This window comes from Pantoea sp. USMM079, from assembly GCF_037153115.1.
GTDB classification, from domain to species: Bacteria; Pseudomonadota; Gammaproteobacteria; order Enterobacterales; family Enterobacteriaceae; genus Pantoea; species Pantoea communis.
In genome coordinates, this window is record NZ_JBBCKX010000005.1 from 164,123 (window position 1) to 183,329 (window position 19,207).

The following is a 19,207-nucleotide window of genomic DNA, read 5'->3' on the forward strand; positions in this document are numbered from 1 at the left end:
TTACAGGAACAGCCAGAGTAAAAAGAAGAACAGTGCCAGGCCCAGAATCAATGTCAGTGCCGGGCGCTGAGCCAGTGGGCGCGGTAATATCTCGATCCACGGCGACCAGATCGGCTGGGGGCGCAGATCGCTGGCGGCGTGCGGCTGCTCCAGCGTTTTCTCGACGCGGCGGCTAAACAGCAAGTTGAGAAGATCTTGCGTTTGCGCGGGCGTCAGTACCGTCTGCGGCGTGGCCTGAAAGCGCTGCTGGCTGTAATCCTCCAGCAGCCGTTGCTCGTCATGCGTCAGCGGCTGCTTCAGCGAAGTTTCCAGCATTTGTAAGGTCGGTGCGCTGTGTTGACCCAATGTCTGACGTACCTGCAAATATTGTGTCAGCAGCGGGAAGTGGCGAGAGGGAATTGGATCGCCACTCTTCAGATTGACCAGTTTCAGCGCTTCAGACAGCAGCTTGACCGGTGATTCGCCGGTCGTGGCCGCGAGACGCGTAACCTGTTGATTCAGCGATTGCTGTTCAGCTGGCAGCAGCGTGCGATCGGACGCGCGCGTTTGCTGCGGCTGCGGGATCGCCATCTGCCCATTTTGCAGCATGGTCAGCACCTGATGTAACTGGTCTTGCGACAGCGCACTCAGCACCGTTTGGTTAAATTGCTGACGAATAAAATCACTCACCGCCTGGCGATTATTGCCCTGCGGCAGCTTCTCCAATAGCTGCTGCAACAGCTGACGCGTGGCAAGGCTGTTCTGTACCTGGGTTAAACGCCCATTCAAATGCTGCTCGGCAGCAGGAAAATGACGCGATTGCAGCTCAGCATCATTCTTTACGCCCACTTCATGGCGTACGCCAGCCCACAATTCCGGAGCTTTCAAGGTGCTGAGTGACATGATGCGCACAATCAGACGTTCCAGCGTGGTGCGCTGGGCAGGGGAGAGTGGCTGTTCGCCCGCCGGTCCGCCAGGACGAGTGGGGCCAGTCGCGTTAGTGAGCGTTGTACGATCGCCCGCGGGCACACCGGGACCGCTGAGAGGTTGCATGGCGGAATCCTTGAAAAACGAGGTCAGATCCGGGTGCGCCGGAAAAAAGAGGCCATATGATAGCAAAAGCCCCCGGGAAATCCACGGGGGCAGTGAGGGGAAATCGCGTCAGTTCTGGATTTATTCAGCTTCAGCCAGTTTGAGACGCTTACGACGCCAGCGTTTCCACAGTGGCGGCACGATCAGGACAGCGATCGCCAACACCAGCAACACTTTGCAGATCAGGCTTTCCCATAGAATCGGTAGGTTGCCGTTACTGATGGAGAGCGCACGGCGCAGGTTTTGCTCCAGCATCTCTCCCAGTACGAAGCCCAGAATCAGCGGCGACATCGGGAAATCCATTTTACGCAAGATATAGCCAAAGATACCCAGTCCGACCATCAGCAACAGATCAAAAGTGGTACTGTGTACGGCGTAAACGCCCACTGCAGAGATCGCGGCGATGGCGGGTACCAGGAACCACAGCGGGATGGTCAGCATGCGGGCGAAGATGTTGATCATCGGGATGTTCATGATCAGCAGCATGACGTTGCCAATCAGCAATGCTGCAATCAGACCCCAGACGATATCCGGCTGTTCGGTAAACATCGCCGGGCCGGGTGTGATGTTGTACAGCGTCAGCGCACCGACCATCACCGCTGTGGTGCCGGATCCCGGAATACCCAGCGTCAGCATCGGAATAAAGGAGCCGCAAGCTGAGGCGTTGTTGGCCGCTTCAGGCGCTGCCACACCGCGAATATCCCCTTTACCAAACTGGTCACTGCCGCTGATTTTCTTCTCGCTCATATAAGCGATGGCACTGGCGATGGTGGCACCGGCGCCGGGCAGTACGCCAACAAAGAAGCCGATAAAGGAGGAACGTAAGGTGGCACCGGTTGCCTGCGCCGCTTCTTTCATGTTGAACATCATGCGGCCACTGGCGCGAACCACTTTCTGCCCGCTGCTGGTGGATTCCAGCATCAGCAGTATTTCACTGACAGAAAACAGCCCGATCACCACGACCACAAACTGGATACCGTCGGAGAGGTGCACGCTGTCGAAGGTGAAACGATAGACGCCGGTATTGGCATCGACGCCAACGGTGGCCATACCCAAACCGATCAGCGCGGCTAAAAACGATTTCAACGGATTGTGGCTCATCATGCTGCCCAGACAGGCAATCGCAAACACCATCAGCGCGAAATACTCCGCCGGACCAAAGGCCAGTGACCAGTTGGCCAATATAGGGGCAAAGAGAATAATGCCGAGAATCGCGATAGTGGATCCAATAAATGAACTCACTGCTGAGATCGACAGGGCCACGCCAGCTTTGCCCTGTTGCGCCATCGGGTAGCCATCCAGCGCCGTCATGATTGCCCCGGCATCGCCTGGCACGTTAAGCAAAATAGAGGAGATACGACCACCGTACTCGCAACCGATGTAGACCGTAGCAAGCAGGATCAGCGCGGACTCGGCAGGTAAGTGCAGAGCAAACGCCAGCGGCATCAGGATCGCGACACCGTTAATCGGCCCGAGTCCGGGCAGTAGGCCAACAATGGTGCCAATAAAGCAGCCGATGAGTGCGATCATCAGGTTTTCCGGCGTCATCGCAACGGCAAACCCTTGCATCAGAAAAGACCAGGTATCCATGTGAGACTCCCGTTAATTGAACCAGCTGCCGACGGGCAAGGTGACATCGAGCAGGCGGTCAAAGGCATAAAACAGTGCTATGCCCATCACCACTCCGGACACCGCAGCCGCCCACCAGCGCGCGCCAAACAACAGCCCAATGCCAAAGGTCAGCAGCGTGGTGCATGCAGCAAAACCCAGACGCTCAAACAGCCAGCCATATACCATCAGCATGACGCACATCAGCACTAACTTTTTCAGTGTGGCGGCGGAAGGCCACTGCACCAGATCGGGTTTGCGCAGTAACATCATCACGGCGCAAATCGCCATTAATCCCAGCAGCAGCATCGGGAAAGGGCGTGGGCCGACCGGTTCATAGCTGTATTCACTCTGGATTTGCCAGGCAATAAACAGCCCGGCAATGCACAGCAGCAGCCAGATACCAGCGAAGATACGATCGCTCATCATCGACTCCGTTATTTGGCCAGGCCAAAGGATTTGGCTTTTTCGCGATAATCAGCCACCTGTTTTTTCACGTAGGCATCCAGCTCGCTGCCGAACATGTTGAATTCAAACAGTCCGCGCATATCTCGCTGTTGCTGGAATTCTTTGGTGGTCACCAACTTTTTGAACGCGTCTTCCCACCACTGATATTCCGCGTCAGTCACTTTCGGACCGAGGTAATAGCCGCGAATAATCGGCCACTCGACGTTGTAGCCTTGCTCTTTGGCAGTCGGCACACTCGCCAGTTCACCCGGTAAGCGTTTGTCAGACATCACTGCCAGCACGCGTAACTTGCCGGCTTGCAAATGTGGCACCATCTCGCTCATATCCCCGGAGACCACCTGAATATGGTTGCCAAGCAGAGCCGTTACCGGCTCGCCACCGCCCTCAAACGCGACATAGCGCATCTTGCGTGGGTCGATGCCCGCTTCGCGAGCCAGCAGGGCGGTTTTCATCCAGTCCTGACTACCGATCGATGCACCTGCGCCGACCACCACTTTGGTGGGATCGCTCTTCATGGCTTCCATCAGTTCACCGAGGTTTTTCCATGGGGCGTCATTGCGTACCGCGACGATGCCATAATCGGTGCCGACGGCAGCCAGCCACTTCACGTCACTTTCTGAATAGCGGCCAAACTTGCCCTGAGAGAGATTGAGCAGCGAACCGCCGGAGAAGGCCACCAGCGTGCCTGCTTCGGCGGGGCGCTGAGCAATGATGGCGTTGTAAGCCACCGCTCCCACACCGCCGGGCATATAGGTCACGCGCATCGGTTTACTGATTTCGCCGGTTTCCTGCATGGAAACCTGAATCAATTTACAGGTCAGATCAAAGCCACCGCCGGGTTTGGCGGGGGCGATACATTCTGTCCGGTCTGGCGCTTCCGCCAGCGCAGAAGAGATCGACAAAGCCACGAGGGTTGAGGCGAGGGCGAGGGGTAAGATTTTTTTCATTATTCGCTCCATTCATGCTTCCAGAGTGTGACAACTGCCGAACATTCGGCGTTGCTGAATTGTTAATGGTGTAACCTTTCATTTACCTTTCAGTGCTCGGGAAAAGTATCAGGATGTGATATGCGTCTCTTACTGGTGGAAGATACGGTTGACCTGGCCAGCTGGCTGCAAAAAGCGCTGACACAGAAAGGCTTTGCCGTGGATTGGGTCGCGGATGGCCTGGCGGCAGACCATGTGTTGCAGAGCGAAGACTATGCGGTGGTGGTGCTGGATGTATCACTGCCACGGCTGGATGGTCTGGCGGTGCTGGCGCGTTTGCGTAAGCGTGGGCAAACCACGCCGGTATTGTTGCTCACGGCCAAAAGTGCGCTGGAACAGCGCGTGCAGGGCCTCAATGCGGGCGCGGACGACTATCTCACTAAACCCTTTGAACTGGATGAGCTGGAAGCGCGCCTGCGGGCGTTGTTGCGTCGCAGCCAGGGACAGACTGCGCAATCGCAGACCGTGGGCCAACTGGAACGCGACGGCGAAGGCTATTTTCTGCTGAATCATAAACCGTTGATGCTCACCCCGCGTGAAGCCAGCGTGCTTTCGACTTTGATGCAACGCCCTGGACGTCCGGTGTCACGTCAGCATCTTTATGAACAAACCTTTACCCTAACCGATGAAGCCAGCCTGGAAAGCATTGAGCTGTATGTGCATCGGGTGCGGAAAAAGCTGCAGGGCAGCGATGTCGCGATCGTGACGCTACGTGGGCTGGGATACAGTCTGGAGTGCCAGCCGTGCGCCTGAGCCATTCGCTGCGTGGTGAACTGTTGCTGTGGCTGGGCGCTCCGTTGATGCTGCTGTGGGGGTTGTCTGTTTATACTCATTACCAGAGTGCGCTGCAGGCGGCGAATCAGGCTTACGATCGTTCACTTCTCGCCTCGGCACGCACGGTGGCAGAAAGGCTGGTGGTGCGACAGAACCATTTGGAGGTGGATGTGCCCTGGGTGGTACTCGACAGCTTTGAGCGCAACATGAATGACCAGTTGTTCTATCAGGTGATATCACCGCAAGGCAAAACTCTTTCAGGTTATCCCGATCTGCCCCCTTTACCGCGCAATGCGCCGCTTTCTGAAGCCTATCCCGCTTTAGTGCACTTTTACGATGGCAGCTATCGTAAGCAGCCGATTCGGATTGCGGCGTTATGGCAACCGGTAAACGAGCAGGGCGTAGAGGGGATGGCGCTGGTTCTGGTGGCGGAAACCCTGAATTCTCGTCATGGGTTTGCGGAAGGATTACTGCGCACCGCGTTGATCAGTCAAAGCTTTCTGGTGTTGATTACTCTGCTGTTAGCCAGCCTGTTATTACGCAAAGTGTTGCGGCCGCTACGTCGGTTATCGCGCATCATGCTACGTCGTGCGCCCGGCGAATTGACGCCATTGCCGTCGTTATTGCCCTGGTCGGAATTGCAGCCGCTGATTATTGCCTTTAACCGGCATCTGGAACGACTGCGCGGTTTACTGGCACGTCAGGAACGTTTTAGCGCCGACGTTTCACACCAACTGCGTACGCCGCTCACCATTTTAAAAACCCAGGTTGGCGTTGCGCTCAACAGTGATGATCCTGCGCAGTGGCGCGAAAGTCTGCTCGGCATGCGCCATACGCTAAACGATACGGTGCAACTTACCGATCGGCTGTTGCAGCTGGCGCAAATCAAAGCCCGGCACGGTGAGGACAAGCCTTTTTCTCGGGTCAGTTTGAATGAAATTGTGGAACAGGCATGTTTCAGCAGCTATGCCGGCGCGCGCCACAAACACATCGATCTGGGATTTGAAGGCGACATTCCCTGTGTGGTGCAAGGCGATGGCTTATTACTGGCCGAACTCTGTGCCAACCTGCTGGACAATGCGATTAAATACACGCCAGAAGGCGGGATCGTCACGGCGCGATTGCGGGAGAAACAGCTGGAAATTGAGGACAGCGGGCCGGGCATTAGTGCGGCACAACAGCATCAGGCATTGCAGCCGTTTGGTCGCCTGGATAATGCCAGCCAGCCCGGTGCGGGCATCGGGCTGGCGCTGGTCAAAGATATTTGTGCCTGGCACGGTGCGCAGTTGCTGCTGGATCGCAGCCCGCAACTGGGCGGGCTGCGCATCATCATCAGCTTTCGCTGAGCTGAACGGTGCGTTCACGTGGCTTGCGCAGCGGTGTTTTCAACCGTTGCGCCAGAATCACTCCCACCAACGTCATGCCACCGCCAATCCAGTGATAGGCGTGCAGTTGCTCATGCAGGAACAGCACGGCAATGATGGCGGTGAACGCGGGCACAAAATTCATAAAAATGGTGGTGGTACTGGCACCGAGACGTTGCACACCAAGGATCCACAAGAACGGCGCGATAATGGACGCGAAAAGCCCGGCAAACAGCACCAGCGGAATGTTATGCAAGTTCAGCGTGACGTCCGGTGCGCGCAAGAATCCAGGCAGTAACAGCAACACACCAAAGAAAATCTGCACGTACAGGCTCTGCCAGGTCGGCAGAGGGATCGCCCAGCGTTTGGTCAGCACACCGTAAAGCGCATACGAGGTGGAAGCCGCCAGCATCATCAACTCGCCGTTGCCCAGACGCTGATTCAGCAACTGAGCTGGATTCCCTTCACTCACCAACCATACCAAACCGGCAAAGGACAACAGGCCGCCGATCAAAATGCCACGCGTCGGCGCAAGGCGTAAAACGAACAGGCTGAGCAGAATGGTCAGTAACGGAATCGTGGCACCCAATATACCCATCATCACCGCCGACACGCTGTGGGCGGCATAGTAGGCGAGACTCTGATAAAGCACCATGCCCAACAGGCCGAGGATCAATAATCGCCAAAGATTGGCCTTCACGGCATGGCGATGGCGCCACACGCCGGGCAGGCTGAAGGGGGCCAGCACAATGAGCGCCAGCAGCCAGCGATAAAAGGAGATGGCGGCAGGATCGATGCTCCCGGCAGAGAGTTTGCTGACAATGGTGTTGATCGACCAGATCATCACCGCAATCAACGGAAACAGTAAATTCATCGTACGACTCCTGAGTTTAATCGCGAATAGTTTACATTTGACCGGTTTTATTCAGATAGTTAAAATCGGACAATATTCGTTAGTGACCGGACAGAATGAATTTACAGATCGAGTATCAGCCGCCGATTGATGCGCCGCTACTGCGCTATTTTATGCGCTACGAGCAGGCTAACGCGAAAACTGAATATCTCCCGCATCTGCACAGTTGGGGTCAGGTGATTTTTGTCACCAGCCACGTGCTGGAGATGGAAGTGGAGGGGGAACGGTTATTAACGCCCGCTGATATGCCGATCTGGATCCCGCCAGAACAGCGCCACAGCAGCTATAACCATTGCCATGCCCAGTTCCGCACCTTCAATCTCGCAGCCGATCTCTGTGCGGGGATGCCCGACAATGCCTGTTTACTGCACGTTGATGCGATTGTGCACGCCATCATGAATGATTTTGCACAGCGTGAGTTGGAGCAGCCTCAAACCGAAGCGGACTGGCGACTGTGTGAAGTCTTGATTGATCGTCTGCGTCAGGCACCGGTGCACACCAGCTATTTGCCGTTGTCGGACGACAAATTTCTCGCGCCTATTTTGCGCGCGCTGGAAGAAAATCCCGGCGATAACACCACGCTGGCACAATGGGCGAAGCGTGTGTTCACCACCGAGCGTACGCTGGCGCGACGTTGTCAGCAGCAGTTGAAGATGTCTTTCAGCGAATGGCGGCAGCGTTTACGGTTTTTGCGTGCCATTGCGCTGCTGGAGCAGGGTTGCAGCGTGCAAGGCATTGCACACGAACTGGGCTATAGCTCGTCATCAGCCTTGATTGTGATGTTCCAGCAGCAGGCCGGCACCACGCCGGATCGCTATCGCAGCCGGTTAGGTTAATCCCCGGCTTTATGTAAGAATACGCGCCTCAAAACGCCTCAGCAGACAGGACCGCCGCAGTGAAAATTCTCGTCGATGAAAACATGCCTTACGCTCGTGAACTCTTCAGTCGCACGGGTGAAGTATTGGCCGTGCCGGGACGTCCGTTACCCGAAGCAGAGTTACAGGATGCCAGCGGACTGATGGTGCGCTCGGTGACTAAAGTGAATGCGGCGCTGTTGGCCGGTACGCCGGTGAAGTTCGTTGGCACCGCCACGGCTGGCACTGATCATGTGGACGATGCTTCTTTGGCGGCCGCCGGAATCGCCTTCTCGGCGGCACCCGGCTGTAACGCAATTGCGGTGGTGGAGTATGTGTTCTCCTCCTTACTGCTGCTGGCCGAACGCGATGGTTTTGAACTGCGCGATCGTACCGTAGGTATTGTCGGCGTGGGCAATGTAGGGGGGCGTTTGCAAAAACGTCTTGAAGCCTGGGGGGTGAAAACCCTGCTGTGCGATCCGCCGCGTGCGGATCGTGGCGATCAGGAAACGTTCCACACGCTGGATGAGCTGGTGGCGCAGGCCGATATTCTGACCTTCCATACGCCGCTATTTAAAGACGGCCCCTATAAAAGCTGGCACCTGGCCGATATGGCACTGCTGATGGCACTCCAACCCAACACCATTCTGATCAATGCCTGCCGTGGCCCGGTGGTGGATAACGCCGCGCTGCTTGAAGTGTTGAAAATGCGCAGCGACCTCAGCGTGGTGCTGGATGTGTGGGAGCCGGAGCCGGATCTGAACCTCGATCTGCTGGACAAAGTCGATATCGCCACGGCACATATCGCGGGCTATACGCTGGAAGGCAAGGCGCGTGGCACCACTCAGGTATTCGAAGCCTGGTGCGCGTTTATCGGCCAGCCGCAACAGGTCGCGCTGGAGTCTCTGTTGCCTGCACCGGAATTTGGCACCATTACGCTGCACGGCAAGCTCGATCAGCCAACGCTGAAACGACTGGTGCACCTGGTGTATGATGTGCGCCGCGACGATGCGCCACTGCGAAAAGTGGCTGCCAAACCGGGCGAGTTTGATCGCCTGCGCAAGCAGTATGAAGAGCGTCGTGAATGGTCGTCACTGCAGGTGAAATGTGATGATGCCGATAGTGCCGCGATGCTGGAAAAGCTCGGTTTCTGCGCCAGTTTGTAAAGTTAAATCAATCCCCTGCGTTTTCGCGCGGGAAAAGTCTTAAATGTCAGGCGGTGTCATCACCGCCTTCTGTTTTTATGTCATTGTCTGGAGTAAACCAACATGTCTGACGGCTGGAATATTGCGCTATTAGGCGCAACAGGCGCAGTAGGGAACGCTGTACTGGAATTGCTGGCAGAACGCCAGTTCCCGGTTGGTGAATTGTATCTACTGGCGAGCGAAAACAGCGCCGGTGAAAGTGTGCGTTTTGATGGTCGCACCCTGCGCGTACAGGATGCGGCTGAATTTGACTGGACGCAGGCGCAGCTGGCGTTTTTCGCTGCCGGACGTGAAGCTTCCGCGCGTTACGCGGATGAAGCCGCAAGCCAGGGTTGCCTGGTGATCGACAGCAGCGATCTGTTCGCGCTGGAGCCGGATGTCCCGCTGGTGGTGCCTGATGTGAACCCGCAGGTGCTGGCCGATTATCGCAATCGCAACATCGTGACGGTGGCCGATGCGCTGGTAAGCCAGCTGTTAAGCGCTATCAAACCGCTGGTGGATACGGCGGGGTTAAGCCGTTTGCAGGTGACCAATCTGATGTCGGTTTCCAGCCACGGTAAAGCGGCAGTGGATGGCCTGGCAGGCGAAAGTGCACGTTTGCTGAATGGTGTACCAGCAGATGAGCACTATTTTGGTCGTCAGTTGGCGTTCAACCTGTTGCCGCAGTTAGCGGATAGCCATGGCAGCGTGGAGAGTGAACGTCGTCTGGTGGATCAGGTGCGCAAAGTGCTGCAGGACGAAGGCTTGCCAATTGCCGTCAGCAGCGTGCAGGCGCCAGTGTTTTACGGCAACACGCAGATTGTGCATGTCGAAAATTTACGTCCGCTGTCAGCCGAAGAAGCGCGAGATGAACTGGCGCGTGCTGATGACATCAACCTCAGTGAGGACGGTGAATATCCGACGCCCGTCAGCGATGCATCAGGCAATGATGCGCTGAGCATTGGCAATGTGCGTAATGATTACGGTCTCCCTGAGCTGCTGCAATTCTGGTCCGTGGCTGACAACGTTCGTTTCGGCGGCGCACTGATGGCGGTAAAAACCGCTGAGAAATTGGTGCAGGAGTACTTCTATTAATGTTGTCTGAAGAAACGACATTTAAGCTGGCGTTAGGCATTGAGTACGACGGCAGCCGTTACTACGGCTGGCAGCGACAGAACGAAGTGCGCAGCGTGCAGGAAAAGCTGGAAAAAGCGCTGTCGAAAGTGGCGAATCACCCGGTGGTGGTGTTCTGCGCCGGACGCACGGATGCCGGTGTGCACGGTACCGGGCAAGTGGTGCATTTCGAAACCACCTCGCAGCGCGCCGACAGCGCCTGGACGCTGGGCGTCAATGCCAACCTGCCGGATGACATCGCGGTACGTTGGGTGAAAGCGGTGCCGGAGGAATTTCATGCCCGCTTTAGCGCCACCGCGCGTCGTTACCGCTATGTGATTTTCAATCAGCGGCTGCGACCGGCGATTCTTGGCAACGGCATCACCCATTTTTATCATCCGCTGGATGTCGAGAAAATGCAGCGTGCCGGTCAGTGTTTAATTGGCGAGAACGACTTTACCTCGTTCCGTGCGGTGCAGTGCCAGTCGCGCACGCCGTGGCGCAACGTGATGCACCTTAACGTCACACGTTACGGACCTTATGTGATTGTCGATATCAAAGCCAACGCGTTCGTGCACCACATGGTGCGCAATATTGTCGGCAGCCTAATGGAAATTGGCTGCGGCAACCAGCCGGAAAGCTGGATGGCTGAGTTGCTGGCGGCAAAAGATCGTACTCTGGCGGCAGCGACCGCTAAAGCCGAGGGGTTGTATTTGGTGGCGGTGGATTACCCATCTCACTTTGCGTTACCTCAGCCTGCGTTGGGACCGTTGTTCCTCGCAGATTAATTTAAATGAGTAAGGATGTTTGGGAGCCGGAACATTATGGAATTCATCCACTTTTTGATCGACTTTATTCTCCATATTGATGTGCATTTAGCCGAACTGGTGGCGCAGTACGGCGTCTGGATTTACGCCATTCTGTTCCTGATCCTGTTCTGCGAAACCGGCCTGGTAGTCACGCCTTTCCTGCCAGGGGATTCGTTACTGTTTGTTGCTGGCGCGCTGGCGGCACTGCCGGGTAACGATCTCAACGTGCATTTAATGGTCACGCTGCTGGTGATTGCTGCCATCCTCGGCGATGCGGTGAACTACACTATTGGTCGGTTGTTCGGTGAGAAGTTGTTCAGCAATCCGAACTCGAAAATTTTTCGTCGCAGCTATCTGGATAAGACCCACGCCTTCTACGATCGCCACGGTGGCAAAACCATTATACTTGCGCGCTTTGTACCAATCGTGCGAACCTTTGCCCCCTTTGTGGCGGGGATGGGACACATGTCTTATCGCCACTTTGCGCTCTTCAACGTGACGGGCGCACTGCTGTGGGTGCTGTTGTTCTCCTATGCCGGTTACCTGTTTGGTGATTTGCCGGTGGTACAGGAGAACCTAAAACTGCTGATTGTTGGCATCATTGTGGTCTCAATTTTGCCAGGCGTGATTGAAGTATGGCGCCATCGCCGTCAGGCACGTCAGCAGAAGCCACAGTAAGGCTGTCACCAGATTTTTATCCACAGCGTGAACGGGTTGTGGTTTAATGAGCGACATTTACGGCCTGCTGAAGGTGATTTCAGCAGTCACAAGAAGACTGGACCAGGTCAGCATTAAACAGAAAGGTCATCAATGAGCTGGATTGAACGCATACTGAATAAAAGTACCACCACGCCAACGCGCAAAGCCAGTATCCCGGAAGGGGTCTGGACCAAATGCGATAGCTGTGGTCAGGTGCTGTACCGCGCCGAACTGGAGCGTAACCTCGAGGTCTGCCCGAAGTGCGACCACCACATGCGCATGCACGCCCGTGAGCGTTTGCACTCCATGCTGGATGAAGGTTCTCTGGTTGAATTAGGCAGCGAGCTGGAACCGAAGGATCTGCTCAAGTTCCGCGATTCTAAGAAGTACAAAGATCGTCTGGTTGCCGCGCAGAAAGATACCGGTGAGAAAGATGCTCTGATCGCCATGAAAGGCACCCTGCACGGTATGCCAGTGGTGGCGGTGGCTTTTGAGTTCTCCTTTATGGGCGGCTCAATGGGCTCTGTGGTTGGCGCGCGCTTTGTGCGTGGCGTTGAGCAGGCACTGGAAGATAACTGCCCGCTGATCTGCTTCTCTGCCAGTGGCGGTGCCCGTATGCAGGAAGCGTTACAGTCGCTGATGCAGATGGCAAAAACCAGCGCAGCGCTGGCGAAAATGCAGGAGCGCGGCTTGCCGTACATCTCCGTGCTGACCGACCCTACCATGGGCGGTGTGTCTGCCAGCTTCGCGATGCTGGGCGATCTGAACGTGGCGGAACCGAAAGCGCTGATCGGCTTTGCCGGTCCACGCGTTATCGAACAGACCGTGCGTGAAAAACTGCCACCGGGCTTCCAGCGCAGTGAATTCCTGATCGAAAAAGGCGCGATCGACATGATCATCCGTCGTCCGGAAATGCGCTTTAAGCTGGCCAGCCTGCTGGCGAAAATGATGAACCTGCCAGCGCCGCTGCAGGATGGTGATCAGCCTTCCACGGCTGTGCCAGAGAGCAACGAGGCCTGACAGGCAACGAAAAGCGGTGGTTAAACGCTTTTCACCAATGAACCGTAAACACCCAGTCATTCGAGTTGCAGCAAGGCGGCAAACGAATGAATCCCCCGGCAGCTTACCCAGTAAGGGATCGGGGGTGATTGAGTGCAGCCCACGCCGCTGCGGCTTGAATGACGATGTGTAAGATGAGTAAACGGGACACATGGACACTCTGCAGCTTCCTCAAGCCACGTCGCCTTTGGCCACGTGGCTTCATTATCTTGAACACCTGCATTCACAGGCCATCGAATTGGGCCTGGATCGTATTCAACGGGTCGCCGCACGCCTTGATCTGCTAAAACCCGCTCCGTTTATCTTCACCGTTGCCGGTACCAATGGCAAAGGCACCACCTGCCGCACGCTGGAAACGCTGTTGATGGCCGCAGGCTATCGCGTGGGCGTGTATAGCTCGCCGCATCTGGTGCGCTACACCGAACGCGTGCGCGTGCAGGGCTCCGAGCTGGATGAAGCGCTGCACAGCGCCAGTTTCGCCAGTATTGAAGCTGGACGCGGTGACATTTCACTCACCTACTTTGAATTCGGCACCCTCTCTGCACTGAATCTGTTCCGTGAGGCCAATCTTGATGTGGTGATCCTCGAAGTCGGCCTGGGCGGACGTCTTGATGCCACCAACATCGTGGATGCGGATGTGGCGGTGATCACCAGCATCGCGCTCGATCACACCGATTGGCTGGGGCCGGATCGCGAAAGCATTGGTCGCGAAAAAGCCGGCGTGTTCCGTGGTGGCAAACCTGCAGTCGTCGGTGAAGCCGATATGCCGCACACCATCGCCGAAGTCGCGGCGGAGAAGGGCGCGCAGCTGCTGCAAATCAACCGTGACTGGCAGTGGCAGAAGCAGGAAAATAGCTGGACGTTGCAGGATAGACACGGTGAACTGCGCGACCTGCCGTTGCCGCAGGTGCCGTTGCCCAATGCGGCGACCGCGATCACCGCGCTGCGCGCATCAGGACTCAATGTCAGCGAAGCGGTGATCCGCGAACACCTGCCTCTGGCGATTCTGCCCGGACGTTTCCAGACGGTGAGTGAAGCACCACGCGTGATTCTCGATGTGGCACATAATCCGCATGCGGCGCATTATCTGGCTTCACGTCTGGCGGAGTTGCCGAAAAGCGGTAAAGTGCATGCAGTGGTCGGCATGTTGCATGACAAGGACATCGCGGGGACGCTGGCCGCGCTGGCACCGCAGGTGGATCGCTGGTTCTGTGCACCGCTTGACGGTCCGCGTGGCGCCACCGCCGATGAGCTGATCGCCCACCTTGAAGGTGGCAATGCGTATGATAACGTCGATGCAGCATGGCAGGCAGCGCGTCAGCAAGCCGCGCCTGAGGATGTGATTCTGGTGTGTGGTTCTTTCCACACCGTTGCACAGGTTATGGAATCGATGTCAGCGGAGAATGGCAGTGGCAAGTAAGTTTCAAAATCGCTTAGTCGGTACCGTCATTTTGGTGGCGATTGGCGTCATCGTGCTGCCGGGGCTGCTCGACGGCAAGAAAAAGCATTACAAAGAAGAGTTCGCGGCGATTCCGCTGGTGCCAAAGCCGGACGATCAGCAGGATAGCGAAATGGTGCCGCCGGTGACGCAACCGCTCCCGGCGCAGCCGCCGGAAGGGGCGAGCACGGCGCAAACCCCGGATAACGGTAAAGCCAGCAGCTCGGCCAGCAATGGCAATGCGCAACCGGTGCAGAACAGCGAGCCTACGCTGGTGACACCGCCGCCGGTGCATCAGCAGACGAAGCCGGTTGAGCAGCCGAAGCCAAAAGTGGTCGAGCAGCCCAAACCTAAGCCGGTTGAACAGCCGAAGCCAAAACCGGTCGAACAACCGAAGCCCAAAGTGGTAGAACAACCGAAACCGGTTGAGCAGCCAAAAGCGGTCGAAACACCGAAACAGAGTGAACCGGAAGCGGCTCCTGCGGGGCAGGCGTTTGTGGTTCAGCTGGGTGCGCTAAAGAACGCGGCCAAGGTCAGTGAGATTGTGGCGCAACTGCGTCTGTCAGGATATCGTGCCTTTACCGTGCCATCCACGCCGGTGCAGGGACAAATCACGCGCATTTATGTGGGGCCGGATGCCTCAAAAGCGAAGCTGCAGAGTTCGCTGAGTGAGCTACAAAGCATCTCCGGGCTCGGTGGCGTGGTGAAACCGTACGGCACGCGTTAATGCTGTGATAAGCCGCGCCGATAGCAGTAAAAGGCGCGGTATAGCACAAGCGGTTAAGCGAAAATGTTGTGGTAAAGCTGTTTTATATCAGTTAGTTGAATTGCTGATTTTACTCAGGGCGAGGAAAGTTTTTTTCATCGCCCTTTTTATGGATACAGAACCGGAAAACCCTACGCAAACGTTTTCTTTTTCTGTTAGAATGCGCCCCGAACTGGATGCAGGGGTGCATAAGCACTGGGTTGGAAGCGTTCATGATCTGGATTGATTACGTCATTATTGCGGTAGTTGGTTTTTCGGCTCTGGTCAGCCTGATTCGTGGGTTTGTCCGGGAAGCCTTATCTCTCGTTACCTGGGGATGTGCGTTTTTTGTCGCCAGTCATTACTACACCTACCTTGCAGTCTGGTTTACAGGTTTTGACGACGAACTGGTTCGCAACGGCATCGCGATAGCGGTGTTATTCGTTGCCACTCTGATTGTGGGTGCCATCGTGAACTATGTGATCGGCTCGCTGGTGGAAAAAACCGGCTTGTCGGGAACCGACAGGGTGTTGGGGGTCTGTTTCGGGGCGTTGCGTGGCGTGCTGATTGTTTCCGCTATGCTCTTCTTCCTCGATACATTCACCGGCTTTTCCAAAAGCCCGGACTGGCAACAGTCGCAACTCATTCCCCAGTTCAGTTACATCATCAGGTGGTTTTTCGATTACCTGAAAAGCACGTCCAGTTTTATACCCCGGTAACGCCACCGGGAGTGCGGCCAATGAGGAAATGACAACATGTGCGGTATTGTTGGTATCACCGGTTTTATGCCAGTAAACCAGTCGATCTATGACGCGTTAACGGTGCTGCAGCACCGCGGGCAAGATGCCGCCGGCATTTGTACCATCGATGCGCTTAACTGCTTCCGTCTGCGTAAAGCGAATGGCCTGGTGAGCGATGTCTTCGAAGCACGCCACATGCAGCGTTTGCAGGGTAATATCGGGATTGGCCATGTTCGCTATCCAACCGCGGGCAGTTCCAGCGCTTCTGAAGCGCAGCCTTTCTACGTAAACTCCCCGTATGGCATCACGCTGGCGCACAACGGCAACCTGACCAACGCGCACGAACTGCGTAAGCATCTGTTCGAAGTGGGTCGCCGTCACGTTAACACCACCTCTGATTCTGAAATCCTGCTGAACATCTTTGCGCAGGAGCTCGACCGTTTCCAGCATGACCCGCTGGAAGCTGACAACATCTTTGCTGCGGTAGCGGCAGTGCACCAACAGGTGCGCGGCGCTTACGCAGTGGTTTCGATGATTATTGGCCATGGCTTAGTTGCGTTCCGCGATCCGAACGGGATTCGCCCATTAGTGCTGGGTAAACGCGTGATTGCTGATGGTCGCACCGAATATATGGTGGCGTCAGAAAGCGTGGCACTGGATACTTTAGGCTTCGAGTTCATCCGCGATGTGGCGCCTGGTGAAGCGGTGTACATCACCGAGCAGGGCCAGCTCTCCACGCGCCAGTGTGCTGAGAATCCCAAAACCAACCCTTGCCTGTTCGAATATGTCTACTTTGCGCGTCCAGACTCCTTCCTTGATAAGGTGTCGGTCTACAGCGCACGTGTGCGTATGGGCACCAAACTCGGTCAGAAAATTGCCCGCGAATGGGAAGATCTGGATATCGATGTGGTGATTCCTATCCCGGAAACCTCCACGGATGCCGCGCTGGAAATCGCCCGTATTCTCGACAAGCCATATCGTCAGGGCTTCGTGAAAAACCGCTATGTGGGCCGCACCTTTATCATGCCAGGCCAGCATATGCGTCGTAGCGCGATTCGCCGCAAACTGAACGCCAACCGTGCTGAGTTCCGTGATAAGAACGTGCTGCTGGTTGACGACTCCATCGTGCGTGGCACCACGTCTGAGCAGATCATTGAAATGGCGCGCGAAGCCGGTGCAAAACGTGTTTACCTGGCGTCTGCCGCACCGGAAATTCGTTTCCCGAACGTCTACGGTATCGATATGCCGAGCGCTACCGAACTGATCGCGCATGGTCGTGAAGTGGAAGAAATTCGTCAGCTGATCAAAGCCGATGCGCTGATCTTCCAGGACCTCAATGATCTGATCGAAGCAGTACGTGAAGAGAACCCGGATATCGCACAGTTTGAGTGCTCGGTATTCAACGGCGTTTACGTCACCAAAGATGTCGACCAGCAGTACCTCGAGTATTTGCAGTCACTGCGTAATGACGATGCGAAAGCGATTCAGCGTCAGAACGAAGTGGAAGGTCTGGAGCTGCATAACGAAGGCTAACCGCCTCATGGTGCTCATCTTTAACAGGGCGGGGGAGACTCCGCCCTGTTTGTTTTTGTATTTTTGCTCAGTGAGCGGCTATCATTGCCGCAATCTGAACGGGCAGGGCTGAATAATGAAACGACTGATCATTGGTATTTCCGGCGCCAGTGGCGCGATATACGGCGTGCGATTGTTGCAAGTGCTGCAACCTTTGGCCGATGTGGAAACCCATTTGGTGATCAGTCCGGCTGCGCGTCAGACGTTATCGCTGGAAACGGATTACAGCCTGCGTGATGTGCAAGCACTGGCTGATGTGGTGCATGACGTACGTGATATCGCTGCCAGCATCTCATCAGGTTCCTTCAAGACACTTGGCATGGTGATTTTACCCTGTTCAATGAAAACCCTTTCCGGCATCGTGCACAGCTACAGTGATAGTTTGCTGACGCGCGCCGCCGATGTGGTGCTGAAGGAGCAGCGTAAACTGGTCCTGTGCGTGCGCGAAACGCCGCTGCATCTTGGGCATTTACGCATGATGACCACGGCCGCGGAATTGGGCGCACTGATCATGCCGCCGGTGCCCGCTTTTTATCACCGCCCACAAAAAATTGAAGATCTGGTCGATCAAACCGTCAATCGCGTCATTGATCAATTTGATATTGAGCTGCCGCAAGACCTGTTTACCCGTTGGCATGGCGCATAATGGTGCAATTTTGCACTAACTGTGTGCAATTTCGCGTGCCCGATCACTCTTCGTGCATCTTGTGCACCAAAAGTTAACAATGTCGCTTTTTCTTCCTCACGTCGCTGTTATATTTCCCTCACAAACTAAGTGCTTGCGCCCCTGAAGGGCGCGGTATTTAGTGCGCCTGAGCACGCTTTCGCCGTTTTGCATAACTGGCATGAAACCTGCAAATCATTCAGCGCAAACACACATCACGACCATATAACAATAAGCACTTCACTTGAGGGTTACCTATGAAAAAGCGAGTTCTGGCTCTTTCCCTGATGCTGGCCATGTCCAGCGCTGCGAGCGTGTTCGCTGCGGTACCAAAAACGCTGCGCATCGGGACAGACCCGACCTACCCGCCGTTTGAATCCAAGAATGCGCAAGGCCAGTTAGTCGGCTTTGACATCGATCTGGCGAACGAAATCTGTAAGCGTATCGAGACCAAATGTACTTATGTGGAAAGTGATTTTGATGCACTGATCCCGTCGCTGAAAGCGAAGAAGATCGACGCTATCATCTCTTCTCTCTCCATCACCGAGAAACGTCAGGAAGAGATCGCCTTCTCTGAAAAACTTTACGCCGCCAATGCGCGTTTAGTGGCGAAGAAAGGTTCCAGCCTGCAACCGACCATCGAATCGCTGAAAGGTAAAAACATTGGTTTGCTGCAGGGCACCACTCAGGAAACCTACGCCAACGAAAACTGGCGTCCTAAGGGTGTCACTGTAACGCCATACGCCAACCAGGATCTGGTGTATCAGGATCTGGATGCAGGTCGTATCGATGCGGCTTTCCAGGATGAAGTGCAGGCGAGCGAGGGCTTCCTAAAACAGCCAGTGGGCAAAAACTATGCGTTTGCCGGTCCAGCGGTTAAAGATGACAAAATCTTTGGTGTCGGTACTGGTATGGGTTTGCGCAAAGACGATGCCGATCTGAAAGCAGCCATCGACAAAGCGTTCGATGCCATGCGTAAAGATGGCACCTACGACAAGATTGCGAAGAAGTACTTTGATTTCAACGTGTACGGCGATTAATTGTCCTGTTTTCTGACCTTGATGATTGATTTGCAGCAGGGTTGGTCATAACTATTCACTCCGGGCGCTTACTTATGTAAACTCCCGGGGTTCATACGCTTGCCGC

At 55.6% G+C, this 19,207-nt stretch carries 19 protein-coding genes; 14 read left to right on the top strand and 5 right to left on the bottom strand.

What is annotated here, in order from left to right:
* The 4 genes from flk to WFP70_RS10480 form a co-directional block, all read right to left on the bottom strand.
* The gene (gene flk, locus WFP70_RS10465; protein ID WP_058959022.1) at positions 1–1,032 is read right to left on the bottom strand and encodes a flagella biosynthesis regulator Flk; all 1,032 of its coding nucleotides are present in this window, start codon (positions 1,030–1,032) and stop codon (positions 1–3) included.
* A gap of 120 nt (positions 1,033–1,152) precedes the next feature.
* The gene (locus WFP70_RS10470) at positions 1,153–2,661 is read right to left on the bottom strand and encodes a tripartite tricarboxylate transporter permease (protein ID WP_034825138.1); all 1,509 of its coding nucleotides are present in this window, start codon (positions 2,659–2,661) and stop codon (positions 1,153–1,155) included.
* 12 nt (positions 2,662–2,673) lie between these two features.
* The gene (locus tag WFP70_RS10475; protein WP_034825136.1) at positions 2,674–3,105 is read right to left on the bottom strand and encodes a tripartite tricarboxylate transporter TctB family protein; all 432 of its coding nucleotides are present in this window, start codon (positions 3,103–3,105) and stop codon (positions 2,674–2,676) included.
* A gap of 11 nt (positions 3,106–3,116) precedes the next feature.
* Complete coding sequence (locus WFP70_RS10480) at positions 3,117–4,094, bottom strand: Bug family tripartite tricarboxylate transporter substrate binding protein (protein ID WP_034825134.1); 978 nt, start codon at positions 4,092–4,094, stop codon at positions 3,117–3,119.
* 120 nt (positions 4,095–4,214) lie between these two features.
* Between WFP70_RS10480 and tctD the strand changes: the two genes are divergently transcribed.
* Both tctD and WFP70_RS10490 read left to right on the top strand, forming a co-directional pair.
* The gene (gene tctD / locus WFP70_RS10485; protein WP_097116562.1) at positions 4,215–4,886 is read left to right on the top strand and encodes a transcriptional regulator TctD; all 672 of its coding nucleotides are present in this window, start codon (positions 4,215–4,217) and stop codon (positions 4,884–4,886) included.
* On the top strand, positions 4,877–6,253 hold the full coding sequence (locus tag WFP70_RS10490) for a sensor histidine kinase N-terminal domain-containing protein (protein ID WP_160869159.1): 1,377 nt from the start codon (positions 4,877–4,879) through the stop codon (positions 6,251–6,253). Before tctD ends, WFP70_RS10490 begins: the two co-directional genes overlap by 10 nt.
* On the opposite strand, the gene WFP70_RS10495 is transcribed toward WFP70_RS10490, so the two are convergent.
* Positions 6,240–7,145: a DMT family transporter gene (locus WFP70_RS10495; RefSeq protein ID WP_058962344.1), complete on the bottom strand. Its 906-nt coding sequence runs from the start codon at positions 7,143–7,145 to the stop codon at positions 6,240–6,242. The genes WFP70_RS10490 and WFP70_RS10495 overlap by 14 nt on opposite strands.
* 95 nt (positions 7,146–7,240) lie before the next feature.
* Between WFP70_RS10495 and WFP70_RS10500 the strand changes: the two genes are divergently transcribed.
* The 12 genes from WFP70_RS10500 (at position 7,241) to argT (ending at position 19,101) form a co-directional block, all read left to right on the top strand.
* Positions 7,241–8,020 (top strand): AraC family transcriptional regulator, encoded by a 780-nt coding sequence (locus tag WFP70_RS10500; protein ID WP_160869157.1) that lies wholly within the window; start codon positions 7,241–7,243, stop codon positions 8,018–8,020.
* Between the two features lie 59 nt (positions 8,021–8,079).
* Entirely contained in the window at positions 8,080–9,204 is a 1,125-nt protein-coding gene (gene pdxB / locus WFP70_RS10505; protein ID WP_337023314.1) for a 4-phosphoerythronate dehydrogenase PdxB, read from the top strand.
* Positions 9,205–9,306: 102 nt separating this feature from the next.
* Complete coding sequence (locus WFP70_RS10510) at positions 9,307–10,317, top strand: aspartate-semialdehyde dehydrogenase (RefSeq protein WP_058962341.1); 1,011 nt, start codon at positions 9,307–9,309, stop codon at positions 10,315–10,317.
* The gene (gene truA, locus WFP70_RS10515; protein WP_097116567.1) at positions 10,317–11,123 is read left to right on the top strand and encodes a tRNA pseudouridine(38-40) synthase TruA; all 807 of its coding nucleotides are present in this window, start codon (positions 10,317–10,319) and stop codon (positions 11,121–11,123) included. Before WFP70_RS10510 ends, truA begins: the two co-directional genes overlap by 1 nt.
* Positions 11,124–11,159: 36 nt before the next feature.
* A complete protein-coding gene (locus WFP70_RS10520) occupies positions 11,160–11,822 on the top strand; it encodes a DedA family protein (RefSeq protein WP_034825120.1) in 663 nt (220 codons plus the stop codon).
* Positions 11,823–11,954: 132 nt separating this feature from the next.
* Entirely contained in the window at positions 11,955–12,863 is a 909-nt protein-coding gene (gene accD, locus WFP70_RS10525) for an acetyl-CoA carboxylase, carboxyltransferase subunit beta (RefSeq protein ID WP_337023313.1), read from the top strand.
* A 190-nt stretch (positions 12,864–13,053) separates the two neighbouring features.
* Complete coding sequence (gene folC / locus WFP70_RS10530) at positions 13,054–14,322, top strand: bifunctional tetrahydrofolate synthase/dihydrofolate synthase (RefSeq protein ID WP_337023312.1); 1,269 nt, start codon at positions 13,054–13,056, stop codon at positions 14,320–14,322.
* Positions 14,312–15,067, top strand: coding sequence for a cell division protein DedD (gene dedD, locus WFP70_RS10535; protein ID WP_160869149.1), 756 nt, complete (start codon positions 14,312–14,314; stop codon positions 15,065–15,067). The genes folC and dedD overlap by 11 nt, the downstream gene beginning before the upstream one ends.
* 251 nt (positions 15,068–15,318) lie before the next feature.
* Positions 15,319–15,804 (top strand): colicin V production protein, encoded by a 486-nt coding sequence (gene cvpA, locus WFP70_RS10540; RefSeq protein WP_034825265.1) that lies wholly within the window; start codon positions 15,319–15,321, stop codon positions 15,802–15,804.
* Between the two features lie 36 nt (positions 15,805–15,840).
* Positions 15,841–17,358, top strand: coding sequence for an amidophosphoribosyltransferase (gene purF, locus WFP70_RS10545; RefSeq protein ID WP_337023311.1), 1,518 nt, complete (start codon positions 15,841–15,843; stop codon positions 17,356–17,358).
* 115 nt (positions 17,359–17,473) lie between these two features.
* Positions 17,474–18,043: a UbiX family flavin prenyltransferase gene (locus WFP70_RS10550; protein WP_038645698.1), complete on the top strand. Its 570-nt coding sequence runs from the start codon at positions 17,474–17,476 to the stop codon at positions 18,041–18,043.
* A 275-nt stretch (positions 18,044–18,318) separates the two neighbouring features.
* Positions 18,319–19,101 (top strand): lysine/arginine/ornithine ABC transporter substrate-binding protein ArgT, encoded by a 783-nt coding sequence (argT, locus tag WFP70_RS10555; RefSeq protein WP_034825110.1) that lies wholly within the window; start codon positions 18,319–18,321, stop codon positions 19,099–19,101.
* The last annotated feature ends 106 nt before the right edge of the window (positions 19,102–19,207 follow it).